The following is a 15280-nucleotide window of genomic DNA, read 5'->3' on the forward strand; positions in this document are numbered from 1 at the left end:
AGACCAGAGCGATGCGAACGCTCTACTTTGCCTCGCTTGCGTCCACGTAGTTATATTTAGTTTCCCCGATCGCCCGTTGCACATTCGTTAGGGCGAGCAGATAGCTGTAATTCGCCTGCAACTGATTGTTACGAGCTTCGGTCAAGGAGACACGTGCTTGCAAGGTATCCAGAAAAGTGGAGCTGCCGACACTATAGCGATCATTCGCCAAGCGCAGTGCTTCTTCAGCCTGCCCGGTCACGAGACCGGCGGCTTCCACCAACTCAGCTGCGCTCTCGAGTTCGGATACCGCACGTCGCACTTCGATTTCTACTGATAAGCGCGTCTCATCGAGCACGAGTTCGCTTTGCCGCACCCGTGACTTGGCCTGCAACACGCGGCCTTTCGTCGCGCGCCCATCCCAGATATTCCAGTTCGCCTCTAAGCCGACATACCAGCCATCCTCAGGATTATCAAAGCGATCATCCGTGGTGGTGTAGGAACGTAAAAAATTATAACTTCCGATCAAATCCACACTCGGGAGGTAACCTGCCTCTGCGGCTTCTATGCCTTCCTGATTAGAATCGACCAACAAAGCCAAGCGGGCCAATTCAGGACGCGCCTTCATCGCTTGCTGCATGGAATCTAGCAAACCATACTCCTGCATGCGAACATCGAGTTCGCCAACGAATTTAGGCATCTTCACCGTGGGCGCTCCCCGGCGTTTCACATAGCCGACCACGCGCTTGAAATCTGCCACGGAGACCCGAAAGTCATTTTTGGCTCGAATCAATGCGGGCTTGGCATTGGCCAAGGCGACCTTTGCTTGCAGCACATCGAAATTAGAAACCGAGCCGGCCTCGAAGCGACTCTCGGTATTGGCAAGCTGCTCTTCCAAGAGTTCTATATTCTGAGTTTCTACCTCGATGGTCTCACGTGCCAGCAAGATACCGTAGAACGCCGTCTTTACTTCTTGAATCGCAGTTTCGACACTGGCCTGAAGATCATACAGCGCAGCGCGTTCCAATGCGTCCTGCGCACGAATTGCAGCACGCAGGCCACCGCCCGCATAGAGTGCTTGCCGCACCTGCAGCGCGACCGACCAATTATCTGAAGCGCTATAGGAGGCAGTCATGCCATCGGCCTGCTCGGAGATGCTTCCGTTCAAAGACAGCGTCGGCCGCACGGCCGCGCCGACTTCCATGATCAGTCCGTATTGCTCTTCAATACGCTCCTTGGCTTGGAGAATGGTGAAGCTGTGTTCCAGCGCATAATCAAGTGCCGCTTCCAACGTGATCTCATCAGGGATCGGCATCGGATCTTCAGCTGCCAGGGCCATCCTACGATCAGAACTGACGGCGCTCGCCGCAGTGGCCGCAGCAAAGAACATTGTAGTTAAAAGATAGATACGTTTCATACTATACTGCTTAAGCTGTAGTTTCAGGAAGGTCGGCAGCCGTGACTGCTTTGACCACGCGGCCTTGGTGCTCGGCCGCGATCAACATATAAATGACAGGCACCACAAAGAGTGTGAATACCGTGCCGATCGCGAGCCCACCGACGAGCACGAGACCAATCGAGTTACGGGCCTCAGCACCGGCACCAGTCACCAAGGTCAGTGGGAAGTGGCCGAAGATGGTCGCCGCGGTGGTCATTAAAATCGGGCGCAGACGTGTCAACGAAGCCTCATGCACCGCTTCTAATTTAGCGAGTCCTTGCCGCTGCAAGGCATTGGCAAACTCGACAATCAAAATGCCGTTTTTGGCAATCAGCCCGACCAGTGTCACTAGCCCAACTTGTGTATAAATGTTGAAGGTGGTCGTCCAACCATCTGTGAAGGACGGCGCTGGCAGCGGCATCTTAAGAAAGGTAAAGACACTCGCGCCAAAGACTGCCAGTGGCACCGATCCGAGCAAAATAATGAATGGGTCGCGGAAGGAATTGAACTGCGCCGCCAACACCAGAAAGATCATCAAGACTGCCAGCGCGAAGGTTTGCATAAACTCCTTATTGCCCCCCTCTTTGCGCAACTGACGAGATTGGCCAGTGTAGTCGTAACCAAAACCGGCAGGTAGAATTTTGTCAGCCTCGGTTTCAAGATAGGCCAACGAAGCATCCAATGTCCCCGTGCCCATGCCGGAAATCTTCACCGAATTGAGCTGCTGAAAGCGGTTCAAGCTGCGTGGCTGCACATGGTTCTCAATGTGAGCAATGGAACTGAGCGGGATCAGCTCACCGCCGGGACCGGAGGTATAAATGTCTGTCAACTGTTCGGGGTTCAGACGGCTCTCGCGCTTAATCTGCGGAATCACCTTATAGCTGCGCCCATCGATACTGAAACGATTTACATAATTACCCCCGATCGCGGCTCCGAGGTCTTGCCCCACTTGCTGCAAGCTCAGGCCCATCGAAGCGATCTTATCACGGTCGAATACAATTTCGGACTGAGGAAGGTCGTAGCGCATATCAATGGTCAAGAACTGGAACTGTCCGCTGGCCATGCCGCGCTTCACTAACTCCTGAGCGTAGCCTAATAATTGCTCGGCATCGTAGGTCGAAGAAATCACAAATTCGATCGGCATGTCGCCCGCACCAGGTAGCGCCGGGGGCGTGAGCATGAAGACGTTGACACCTGTGATTTGCCCCACGCGCGCCATCACATCTTGGTTGACTTCAATCGAAGTGCGCTCGCGTTGCGACCATGGCACCAAGCTCATACCTGCAATACCAAAGGAGGGATTCGAGATTTGGAAAGTGAAGTCATACTCAGGCGTTTCCTTCAAAATATCGAACATCTGCTCGCTGTAGTGCACGGTCTGATCCAAACTATTATTCGAGGGCGGATCAATGACACCAAAGATAAAGCCCTGATCTTCCGTCGGCGCAAGTTCGCGCGGTGACATCAAAAACATCGGAATCGCAGCCAGTGTGAGCACGATCCAGATCGCATACACCCATGGTCGTGAAGACAAGGCCATGCCTAGTAGTTTCGAATACCATGATTTCACTTTCTCGAACTGTCGCGAGATCATACCGGCAAATCCACGCTCACTCTCATTGGGACGCAGAAAACGGGAAGACATCATGGGCGAGAGCGTCAAGGCGACAATCGAAGAGATCACAATCGCACCGCTCAGAGTCATCGCGAACTCCTTAAAATAAGCGCCGGTCAAACCACCCTGCAGCGCAATCGGCATATACACCGCGACCAGCACTAAGGTGGTGGCAATGACTGGGCCGACCAATTCACGCGCGGCCAGCAAGGCGGCTTCTAAGCGCCCTTTACCTTCGGAAAGGTGACGCTCTACGTTTTCAACGATCACAATCGCATCGTCCACCACCAGGCCGACCGAAAGCACGATCGCGAGTAGCGTCAACAAATTGATACTGAAGCCAAACACCTGCATCAAAAAGAAACCGCCGATCAACGAAATCGGAATCGCAATCACAGGCACGGCGACCGCGCGCAACGACCCCAGGAAGAGGAAAATGACCACGACCACAATTACCAGTGTTTCAATCAAAGTGGAATAAACTTCGGACACCGCATCTTCGATGTATTCACTGGAGTCATACGCGATGGCCGCCTGCATGCCTTGAGGCAATTCCTCTTGTATGCGTTTCATTTCGTCACGCACCCCTGCCATCACATCCAGGGTATTGGCATTCGGCAACACCCAGATACCCATGAAGACCGCTTGCTCACCGGAAAAGCGCACGTCTTCGGTATACGTCTCAGAGCCGAGCACCACATCCGCAACATCGCTCAAGCGCACTAGGCCGCCATCTTTCTCAGCAACGACCAATTGCTTGAAATCCTCCGCTGAACTCAGGTTGGTATTGGCTGTCAGGCTGACTGTTAAGTAATGCCCTTTGGTCTGCCCCACCGCGGACAAGTAATTATTTGCAGCAATGGCTTGATTGACCTGAACAGGGCTGATGCCGTAGGCCGCCAAACGATCTGGCTTCAGCCAAATGCGCATGGCAAAATTCTGCGCGCCGAGGATATCGGCGCGTTGCACACCTGGCACCGCACTCAAGCGTGGCTGCACAATGCGAGTCAAGTAGTCCGTCACTTCATTCCGCTCAAGAATGTCGGAACGAAAGCTCAAATAAGCAGCACCGATCTGCGAGTCTGCAGTCTCAATACCCAAGACCGGCACTTCTGCCTCCGGCGGCAAGTCACCGCGCGCTTGGTCGACCTTGGTGCTAATTTCAGAAAGTGCTCTCTTACCATCGTAATTAAGCTTAAGCGTCACCTTGATGGTGGACACACCAAATGAACTGGTGGATTCAATGTAGTCGATTCCGTCCGCAGCCGCAACGGCTCGTTCGATCGGCGTAGTGATGAACCCGCGCACCAGATCGGCATCGGCACCAATGTAAGCGGTCGTAATCGTTACGATCGCGTTCTCATTCTGCGGATATTGGCGAACCGTCAGCTTACTATAGGACTGTAAGCCGGCGATCACGATGACCATACTCACAACAATCGCGAGTATGGGTCGATTGATGTATAGGTCGGTAAAGGATTTGTGCGCACTCATGCTAGTTGAATCAGATTCCAAATTTGTATATGACTAAATTGAGGCCCGCGCCCTAAGCATCGTCCGGTGTCGGATTGAGTTGCGCCTCCGGTGTCGTTCCATCGTTGATCAACACGGGCGCACCAGACATTAACTTCAGCCCGCCCGCAGCGACCACTCGGTCCCCCAGCTCCAAGCCTTCGATCACTTCGATAAAGTCTCCCCGACGCTCACCCAAACGAACAAACTTCTGCAGCGCAATAAAGCCCTCCCCTTCTTCTGCTGGCTCGACCACATAGATCGAGTTGCCGAAGGATGCATAAATCACTGCACTGGCAGGCACCGCCTTGACTGTCCGTGGCGCATCACGTGCGATGCGCACATTGACAAACATACCAGCAGCCAATTGCCCCTGCGGATTTGGCAACGTCGCCTGCACCTCGACCATGCGTGTGGTCGCATCGACCTCTGCGGCGATTGCGGAGACCGCCCCGGCCTTTACTAGATCTGGAAAGGCGTCGGTGTAAGTCTCGACCTCCAAGCCAACTTTAAGATAGGCGAGGTCGCGTTGCGGCAAATAGAAGTTCGCATAGATCGGGTCTGTCGACTGCAGACTCACCACCTGAGCGCCCGGAGTTAGGTATTCCCCGAGATTTACCCGGCGGATGCCGAGGCGCCCCGCAAAGGGTGCGACAATCTTCTTCTTCTCAATGATCGCCTCCAAATTTGCGACGTTGGCCATCGCTTCTTTATACCCTGCGTCGGCGGCATCAAACTCAGCCTGCGAAATCGTTTTGCGTCCCAGCAATTGCTGAGCACGATCCAGACTAATTTTTGCCAAATCTGCAGCAGCACTCGCAGCCGCCAATTGTGCCGCCTCACTGCGTGTGTCCAACTGCAACAGTAGATCTCCTTTGCGCACCGTCTGCCCCGACTCAAAGGCCAAATCAGTCACAAGCCCCGCAGATTCCACCGAAAGCGTCACCCCTTGCACTGGTGCGATCGTGCCGATCGCATTCGACTCAACTGGCCAATCCATACTGCGCACATTTGCAGTCGCAACGGAAGCCGGAGGGGGCTGCATGTTGGGAATCGCTGCCATGATCTCGCCAATCTGAATCGCTTTCAGCCCGACTAAGGCACCGATCACCACAGCAAGGATCACCACAGTGATGCCTGTCTTTATCACGAAAGATTTAAACTTACTTTTTGCCATAACCAATTTTAGATTTTTTCCTTGCTTAAATATTTTTGCCATCGCTTCCATCTTTCGACTCGGCATTGACCAGCTCACTGACTCCACTGGCTAGCTTCTCTAACAACAGCAAGAGTTGCGCCTGCTCCTCACGCTCTAGCACATTCATTAACTTGCTCATCATTTTAAAATGAGGCGGCAAGAATTTATCCAAAAATTCTTGTCCCTGTTCCGTTAAATAAATCGATACTGTGCGCCGATCACTCGTGTCATGCTTGCGACACACAAACCCATCTTTTTCCAAAGAATCGAGCAAACCAGTCACCGATGCGCGAGAGATTTGCGCCAAATCCGCCAACTCTGCGGGTGTCGAAGCCGTGATCCACGAACTGTCTCCCTGAATCTGATCCTTATTCATCAATAAGACCAAAATCATGAAACGCCCGTGCGAAATACCAGATTCAGCGCAATGCGCCAGCTTCTGCTTCCACAATAGATCGTGCGCATGAAAAAACGTGGCCAAAGTATACATCACTTCTGGATCGCAGTTTTCAAACAACTTCGAAACCTCAACAAAGCACTCTAACTTCGGCGGATCTTTAAACATGGTCGGCTCGTTCATTAATATTTTGGAACATCAATTTTTAATTCACGCCCTAATAATTAGGAGCCTAATTAAATTGCAAGACTTTGTTTTAATACATGCGAAAATCCTCCTTCATCCACGTAAATCAACGATTCAAAAAACACCAGCGCCCCTCTGACGCACCCACAGCCACAGCCGTCACACAGGAAGCAACAAAGGTACTTTTCGTATTGTTCCCTGCGCCTTCCCTCTCCAACGTAGCTGGTTTTAGACTTTTCTGACTTTCCAGCTATGCAACCAATCATTCTCCAAGGCCGTCAGGCATTCTCCGATTTCCGTCTCACCGCGCTTAAAAACGCGCTCAACGATGCCATCGCCGCACACGACATCGCCGCCATCGACGCGGTCGAAGTCTACTTCATCGAGTCAGCCCACCCGCTCGACGACCAGACCACGGAGCGCGCCTTCGCCCTGCTCGCAGCCGAACAGCACTTCGCCCGCACCAACGAGGGCGGCTTTTTCGTCACCCCGCGCAAGGGCACCATCTCTCCCTGGTCCTCCAAGGCCACCGACATTTTCCACAACTGCGGCCTCGACGCCATTGCCCGCGTCGAGCGCGGCATCCACTTCATCCTCACCACCGAGGACGGCCTGGTGCTGAGCATGCAAGACCTCGGCTTGGCGCTGCTCGCCCTGCACGACCGTATGACCGAAGCGGTCTACGACGACGTATCCGACTTTTTCAGCCACTTCGAGCCCGCCCCCTTCCGCACCGTGCCTCTAATGGCCGAGGGCCCCGACGCTTTCTACAAGGCCAACATCGACTGGGGCCTCGCCATGTCGCCCGACGAGATCGACTACTTGGTCAAGGCCTACCAGAAAATGGAGCGCGACCCCACGGATGCCGAGCTGGTCATGTTCTCGCAGGTCAACTCCGAGCACTGCCGCCACAAGATTTTCAACGCCGACTGGATCGTCGACGGCGAGAAGAGCGAACTGTCACTCTTCAGCATGATCCGCAACACCCACAAGCTAAACCCCGAAGGCACGCTCTCCGCCTACGCCGATAACTGTGGCGTCATCCCCGGCGCCCCCGCCGACTGGTGGGAAGTCAACCAGCGGGACGGCAGCTTCGCCTACCAAAAGACTCCCAGCCAGCTGGACATTCTTTGCAAAGTCGAAACCCACAATCACCCCACCGCCATCTCCCCCTTCCCGGGTGCCGCGACCGGCGTGGGCGGTGAAATCCGCGACGAAGGTGCCACCGGTATCGGCGGCCGCCCCAAGGCAGGCATCTCTGCCTTTATGGTCTCCAATCTGGAAGTGCCCGGCTACAAGCAGCCTTGGGAAAAGCACATCGCCGAGCACCCGAGCCGCATGGCCTCGCCCATGGACATCATGCTCGAAGGCCCGATCGGTGGCGCAGCCTTTGGTAATGAGTTTGGCCGTCCACAACTCTGCGGCATGTTCCGCACCCTCCAGCTGGAGCACAACGGCCAACACCGCGGCTACCACAAGCCCATCATGGTCGCCGGCGGCATGGGCAACATGAAGCGTGAGCACGTCGATAAAAAGCCGATCCCTCCCACAGCTCTCATTCTTCAACTCGGTGGCCCGGCCATGAAGATCGGTCTCGGCGGCGGCGCAGCCTCCTCCATCGGAGCCGGCTCCCAATCCGAAGCCCTCGACTTTGACTCCGTCCAGCGCGGCAACCCGGAAATGGAACGCCGCTGCCAACAAGTAATCGACGGCTGCATCGCCCTCGGCGCGGACAATCCCATGCTGTCCATTCACGACATCGGTGCCGGCGGACTTTCCAACGGCCTGCCCGAGCTGGTCGAAGCCACCGGTGGACGCTTCCACCTGCGCAACATTCACAACGAAGACTCCTCCATGTCGCCCATGGAGATCTGGTGCAACGAATCCCAAGAGCGCTACGTCATGGCCGTCATGCCCGACCGCATCGAAGCCTTCAAGGCACTCTGCGAGCGCGAACGCTGCCCCGTCGCCATCGTCGGTGAAGCCACCAACGACGGACAACTGGTGCTGGAAGACTCCCACTTTGAAAACAACCCGATCGACATGGACATGAGCGTCCTGCTCGGTAAAACACCCAAGATGCTCAAAGACGTCACCCGCCTGGTCGAAGACCACGCCGAGCTCGACGTATCCGAAATTCAATTACCCGAAGCCATCGACCGCGTGCTGCGCTTCCCTGCCGTCGCCAATAAGAGCTTCCTCATCACCATCGCCGACCGCAGCATCACCGGCATGGTCGCCCGCGATCAAATGGTCGGCCCCTGGCAAACACCCGTCGCTGACGTCGCCGTCACCGCCACCAGCATGGACAGCACCACCGGCGAAGCCATGGCCATGGGCGAACGCACACCCATTGCCATCCTCAACGCCGCCGCCTCCGGCCGCATTGCCATCGGCGAGTGCTTGACCAACATCGCCTCCGCCTACGTCGGCAAAATCGGCAACATCAAACTCTCCGCCAACTGGATGGTCGCCGCCGGCGAGCCCGGCGAAGACGCCAACCTGTACGACACCGTCAAAACCGTCGGCATGGAAATCTGCCCCGCCCTCGGCATCTGCATCCCCGTCGGTAAAGACTCCATGTCCATGCGCACCAGCTGGAAAGACAGCTCCGGCCAAGACCACAAACAAGTCTCCCCGCTCAGCCTCATGGTATCCGGATTTTCCAGCGTCGAGGACGTGCGCAAGACCGCCACACCCGACCTCAAGTCCAATGACAGCGCCCTGATGCTAATCGATCTCGGTGCCGGCAAAAACCGCCTCGGCGGCAGCACCCTCGCTCAAGTTTACAATCAAATCGGCAACAGCTGCCCCGACCTCGACGATCCCGAAAAATTCGTCGGCTTCTTCAATGCCATCCAAGAATTGCTCAAAGAAGGCCTCATTCTCTCCTATCACGACCGCGGCGACGGCGGCTTATTGGCGACCCTAGCCGAAATGGCCATCGCCGGCCGCAAAGGCATAAACGTCATCCTCGACAAGCTCGTGGAAGCTCAGTGGGAAGTAGAAAGTGGAAAGTGGGAAGACTCAAAGGAACTCTTCACTCCCCACTCCATACTCTCCACTCTCTTCGCAGAAGAGTTAGGTGCCGTCATCGAGCTAGACAAATCCAAGCTCGCCGCCGTCATGACCATCCTCGCCAAGCACGGCGTCAGCGACATCACGCACCTAATCGGCAACACGACTGCAGAACCAACTGTAAACATAGAACTAGAAAACCGAAAACTGTTTAGCGAAACCATCACCACGCTCAACCGCGCCTGGTCCGAGTTAAGCTTCCGCATGCAAGCCCAGCGCGACAACCCCGCCTGCGCCCGCGAAGAATACGACGCCCTCCTACAAGAGAACGCAGGAATCCTGATCAAGCCCACCTTCGACCCCGACGCCGAAAACGTAGGGGCGCGACTTGTCACGCCCGCATCAGAGTCAGCCGCGCCAGAGTCGACTTTCATCCCAGGTCCCGCATCCGCCATCATTAATCACTCATCCGCCATCTCTAAAAATCGACCTAAGGTCGCCATTTTCAGAGAACAAGGCATCAACGGCCAAAACGAGATGGCCTTCGCCTTCGACAAAGCTGGTTTCCAAAGCGTCGACGTCCACATGACCGATCTGCTCAGCGGCAAGGTCGACCTGAAAGACTTCGCCGGCCTCGTCGCCTGTGGCGGCTTCTCTTACGGCGACGTCCTAGGCGCCGGTTCCGGCTGGGCCAAGAGCGTTCTCTACAACCAAAAGTTGAAAGACATGTTCCAAGCCTTCTTCGAGCGCGAAGACAGCTTCACCCTCGGCGTGTGTAATGGCTGCCAAATGATCTCCCAGCTAAAGGAAATCATCCCCGGCGCCGAGCACTGGCCACAATTCAAGCGCAACCGCTCCGAGCAATTCGAAGCCCGCTACAGCAACGTCGAGATCATGGAGAGCCCCAGCATCTTCTTCAAAGGCATGGCAGGCAGCCTCCTGCCCATCCCGGTCGCCCACGGCGAAGGCCGCGCCGACTTCTCCGCCACCGGCGACTTCGAGCAGTGCCTCACAGGCGACCTCATCAGCATGCGCTACATCGACGGCCAAGGCGAACCCACCGAGCAGTATCCCGCCAACCCCAACGGCAGCCCGGCAGGCACCACCGCCTTCACCACCACCGACGGCCGCGCCACCATCATGATGCCACACCCCGAGCGCTGCTTCCGCAGCGTTCAGATGAGCTACCGCCCAGCCGATCAATTCACCGGCGAAGCCGGCCCTTGGCTCAAGATGTTTCAAAACGCGCGCCGCTTCGCAGCGGAAGTTTGATCGGTCCGATCCGTCCGATCTGACCGATCTCTAACCATCCGACCGATCCGACCGATCCGACCGATCCTCCCCCCCAAAACAACACCCCCAAAACCAAAAAAACAAAATGCCCGACGCCCCCGCAGACCGCCAGCCAGCGAAACGCCGCTTGCGGCCCAGCGGGGGCTATCGGAAACTGCGTAGCTTTCAAACCACAACGCTCATCTACGACGGCACCGTCAGCTTTTGCCGGCGCTTCGTGAGCGGCTACAGTCGCACCCAAGACCAAATGATCCAGGCCGCCCGCAGCGGACGGCAAAACATCGCCGAAGGCAACCGCGCTGGCGCCGTGAGCACCAAGTCCGAGCTCAAGCTCACCAACGTCGCCCGCGCCAGTCTCGAAGAGCTGCTGCTCGATTTCGAAGACTACCTACGCCAAAACGAGCTGCCCCTCTGGGATCCCAACGGCAGTCAGGCCAAACAAGTGCGCGAGCTCGGCAGTCACATTCGCAAAGCTCCCGAAAACTCCCCCCTGCACGATCCCCAAGACGCTGGCGACCGCGCTCGCGCCAAGCTCTACGCCCCCGTGCTCCAGCACGAAGACCCCGCCGTGATCGCCAACAGCCTAATCTGCTTGATTCATCAAGCCAACTACCTGCTCGACCAGCAGCTGATTAGCCAAGAGCAAAACTTCATCGAAGGCGGCGGCTTCTCCGAACAACTCGCCAGCGCCCGCATCGCCGAAAGGCGTAAAAAGGATCGGTCCGATCGGACAGATCAGACTGACTTGTCCCGGCGTAGCTCAACGAAGACGGATCCGACCCAGCAGATCCCCAAATGCCCAATCTGCGGCGAGCTCATGGCCCTCCGCACCGCCCGCCAGGGCAAAAACGAAGGCCACCAATTCTGGGGCTGCACCCAATACCCCGACTGCAAAGGCACCGCACCCGTATAAAGTGATCCGTCCGATCCGATCAACCTGTCCCGGCGTAGCTCAGCGAAGCCGGATCCGACCACACCCATGTTCCGTCTAAGCAACATGCGTCCACTTTACGCAAAAACTTGCGAATCTCCCTAACGTTGACAGGTTAGCTAGAAGAACCAAAGTTTAGGGCAAAAAGAAACCCCGGCTCCGAGCACCGTCGCGAAGGACGGGAGAAGGATTTCCGAGGTGAACGCTCATCAAAGTAGAGAACCGCCGATAAAAATCAAGCATGAACTCCAGCGGCTACGATCAGATCAGTCCAGAACTCGCCCCAGAGCGACTCGGAGCATACGGCACAGACAGCGACCAGCCCCAACTGATACTAGCCCGCTATCTGTTGAACATGGCGCTTTGCGAGTCACTCTATTCACCATTACAAATGGCAGAGATCGGCCAACAACACTCCGAAATCCTCGAAGCCATCCATTGGATCAGTCCAAAACTCGCCGAATTATCAAAAACACTCGACCGTTACACACAAACGCGACAAGCTGGCCTCAAACCATGGATCGATCAAATAAATCGCTAAATTTACAGCCACATTTAATCACGACTCCACGACCAATTGCAAAAGTAACGATATGCCCCCTTTTCGCTGCCCAAACTTCTTCGGTGAAACCGAAGGAAACACTCGACCGTTACACGCAGACGCCACAAGCTGCCCTCAAACCATGAATCGCCCCACCAACTCGTCAATTTCACTGCCCGCGACCTTGCTGCGCCACGAGCAATTGCAAAGATAACGACATGCCCCCGTTTCAGCCCTTTAAACAAGAATTAAGTCTAAGTCAGTAAAGCATAATAAAAGACGATGAATAATAATGAAATTGCTAGTATTATAGATAAATTCACGTCTCAAGGAAATAGTGTGCTATTTGCTGGAGCGGGCGTTGGTTGCCGAATTGGGTTACCCACTTGGGGAGAATTCATTAAACACCTCGCGTTAACTTGTGAAAACAATAACGAACCAGAAGAGGCAGCCTTAATCAGGAAGCGTTTAAATGACGGAAAATATCTTGAGGCAGCAACTATTTTCAAAACATGCACCAGCATCCCAGTAACATTGCGATATAAGGCACTTACTGAACTGTTTAAAAAGGATTCTAGTGAAATCAATAAACTACAAGCCCTTAGCCTGCTTCCATTTTCGGGAATTGTAACAACAAACTATGATCGAAGCTTACTTAACTCCCACGCGATAGAACACCAAAAAGCACCGCTTACAATCGAGTTAGATGACCCGACATTAAGAAATGCGGAACTCTTAAATGAATTTTTCATTGCCAGAATACATGGAAGAATTGAAGCCCCCCAGAATATGGTCGTAGACGTAAATGACTACGACAAATTAAAGAAAAATGACGCTTACAATGATTTCCTAACATCACTATTCAGGACTCGACCAATTATGTTCATCGGGTTCTCTTTCATTGATCCTGCAATAAATATAATATTGGACGTCCTAAAGGAGGCCTTCTACCCGAACTTCCCAGAACTTCATACCGCGTTAATCCCAACGGGGGACACCACAGGCTTAAAAGCTCGCCTGACTGACATCAATATTCAAGTAATTGAATATGAAGCAGACCCAGAGCATAAAAATCTATGGCGGTCTATAAGAATTGCATGCGATTCTCCAATAAAGTCTCAAAAAGAAACACCACCAGAGGAATCAACCCCAGACAGCAGTTTCGATAAAAATATCCATAAAGCACTATCCTTTACGTATGCATGCAGCCAAACGATTAGGCAGAAAAAACGACCGGCAATGCAGTTAGCACATGATGGTCTAGTTATTTCATTATTTTGCGACACGAAAGGAACTGCAACAAAAGATCAGATAGTAAATGAAATCCGTAATGCGTTAAAAATCTCAATTGATGATTCTGCCGATATTTTTGAATCTACAGCTGAAAGGCTAATGCGTAATGAAATCCTCCATACAACAGGAGATGGTATTTGGAAATTATTAAAAGACTTCGACAATCCATTACTAGATAGATTAATCGAACTATCAGACGCCACAAAGAGCCGCGCGTATGTGTTAGACAGCAAAAACGCTGGAGATATTAAAAAATACGACTTAACCGCATTATGGGAGAAAATATTCCTAGAGAGAACATGGCAAATTGCTCCACAGTATGCAGGATCAATCACTTCCAAAACTGTAGATCTAGACGATTTCATCAACAAACTGGTGATAGGAAATAAGAACTTAGCAGCCAAAGTAAAACCATCCATCACTCTCGCAATTCTAAGCATTTTAAGAAACCCCGAACCGTCCGAGGTAAGTTGCCTATCAGAGATATCGAGAGCTGCCCTAACAGTTCAAATGGCATTTTCATCTCCACGTGCTTCAATAAGGCCCGAACAAACCCTACCTAATATCATCTATTTCGACTCGAGTTTCCTTTTACCTGCAATTGTAAAAGGACATCCGTTACACAAGGGTTACATAGATGCCCTACGCCGCCTACTTAAAGCCACAATTGTCGTAGGAGGGAATTGCTCTCTAAGGTTCTGTAGTGTATTTATTGAGGAAATACTGATCCACAAAAAAAACTCAAAGTCACTTGTAAGTGAGTTAGGTCTTGAAAACAGCAAAAAGCTAAAAGAACACATACTTATGTATGGAGCAGAAAACACTAATGTTTTCATCGCAGCTTACGCTAGCAAGTTAAGAAGCAACGACAAACCCATTAAATTTGCTGAATTCGTCAATACCGTCGCACCATACAACAATGAGCAAGAATTATCAGACTACCTAAAAAAGGACTACTTAATACAGACGGACAATACATCTTTCGAAACTAAAAATAACACCGCTTACAATCACGTCTATACACATCTGGTCGATGGCTATAGCAACGATACAACAAGACTTGCCTCCTCAAAAAAACACATATTAATTGAGCACGAAGCAGTTCAACTGACTAAACTTTTTGTAGACTTGAAAGCGAAGAAACGTGCTATATTTATTACCGCTGACCGCAAACTCACGTCTGCAATTAGATCGTCCACATATATTGAAAATCTATTTGGCCATATAGTATCACCACTTGGTTTTATTGGGCTAATAGATGTCTTGATTGGACTAGAACCAAATTCAGAAATGATCACTAGGCTTATTTGGGGTTCAAATTATAGCAGCACAGATAAACAAATCAGAGACTACTTAGTCTCCATTACAATTGATAAATATGACGGAGCAATGCTTCGTGCGATGCCTGAAGTCTTAGATGATTTAATACGAGACGAACAAAAAGAAATCAATAACATGTCGCAATTTGCATCAAGCGGCAGACATCTGTCTAGCGCACTTGAACTTGAAAAGCACATGGACCGGCTAGAGGAAAAATACTTCCAAAATATGCAAGAGTGGATGGAAAAGCACCCAACGGAGTAATAGGTAGCAAAAAAGGGGTCATGTCATTAGGGGCTGTTGCCCAAATGTGTCTAATTCTAGAGATTTTTAGGTATCGTAATTCAGGTCGCAGGAATGAAGTGGAAGTCTCGTTCCTTTGCGAAAAAGCTTTTGAGTGGCGATTCCAACCACGAATAGCGTCCAAAACGTGCTATGGAAAAAATGGGGTCATGTCAGAATGTCACGGACTTAAGCGGCATAATTGAGTATAAAAGCTCAAATAAAAAGCTGACGTAAAGGCCGTTGGCAGGTAGCGTTTTTGTATGCAAAAACTAGA

The 15280-nt window shown here is 52.7% G+C and carries 8 protein-coding genes; 4 read left to right on the plus strand and 4 right to left on the minus strand.

The window, feature by feature from the left end:
• Positions 1-22: 22 nt before the first annotated feature.
• Genes QEH52_RS16555 through QEH52_RS16570 form a run of 4 tightly spaced genes read right to left on the minus strand, consistent with a single transcriptional unit; the run spans position 23 to position 6322 of the window.
• Entirely contained in the window at positions 23-1396 is a 1374-nt protein-coding gene (locus tag QEH52_RS16555; RefSeq protein ID WP_308951959.1) for a TolC family protein, read from the minus strand.
• A gap of 10 nt (positions 1397-1406) precedes the next feature.
• Positions 1407-4526 (minus strand): efflux RND transporter permease subunit, encoded by a 3120-nt coding sequence (locus QEH52_RS16560; protein WP_308951961.1) that lies wholly within the window; start codon positions 4524-4526, stop codon positions 1407-1409.
• A 52-nt stretch (positions 4527-4578) separates the two neighbouring features.
• A complete protein-coding gene (locus QEH52_RS16565) occupies positions 4579-5721 on the minus strand; it encodes an efflux RND transporter periplasmic adaptor subunit (protein ID WP_308951963.1) in 1143 nt (380 codons plus the stop codon).
• A gap of 25 nt (positions 5722-5746) precedes the next feature.
• On the minus strand, positions 5747-6322 hold the full coding sequence (locus QEH52_RS16570) for a MarR family winged helix-turn-helix transcriptional regulator (RefSeq protein ID WP_308951965.1): 576 nt from the start codon (positions 6320-6322) through the stop codon (positions 5747-5749).
• Positions 6323-6577: 255 nt separating this feature from the next.
• On the opposite strand from QEH52_RS16570, the gene purL reads away from it, so the two are divergent.
• The 4 genes from purL to QEH52_RS16590 all read left to right on the plus strand — a co-directional run bounded on the left by purL (position 6578) and on the right by QEH52_RS16590 (position 14985).
• Positions 6578-10615: a phosphoribosylformylglycinamidine synthase gene (gene purL / locus QEH52_RS16575; protein ID WP_308951967.1), complete on the plus strand. Its 4038-nt coding sequence runs from the start codon at positions 6578-6580 to the stop codon at positions 10613-10615.
• Between the two features lie 106 nt (positions 10616-10721).
• Complete coding sequence (locus QEH52_RS16580; protein ID WP_308951969.1) at positions 10722-11549, plus strand: four helix bundle suffix domain-containing protein; 828 nt, start codon at positions 10722-10724, stop codon at positions 11547-11549.
• 259 nt (positions 11550-11808) lie between these two features.
• Positions 11809-12108, plus strand: coding sequence for a hypothetical protein (locus tag QEH52_RS16585; RefSeq protein ID WP_308951971.1), 300 nt, complete (start codon positions 11809-11811; stop codon positions 12106-12108).
• A 282-nt stretch (positions 12109-12390) separates the two neighbouring features.
• Positions 12391-14985, plus strand: coding sequence for an SIR2 family protein (locus tag QEH52_RS16590; protein WP_308951972.1), 2595 nt, complete (start codon positions 12391-12393; stop codon positions 14983-14985).
• The last annotated feature ends 295 nt before the right edge of the window (positions 14986-15280 follow it).

Source organism: Thalassobacterium maritimum (assembly GCF_031127805.1).
Lineage (GTDB): Bacteria > Verrucomicrobiota > Verrucomicrobiia > Opitutales > Coraliomargaritaceae > Thalassobacterium > Thalassobacterium maritimum.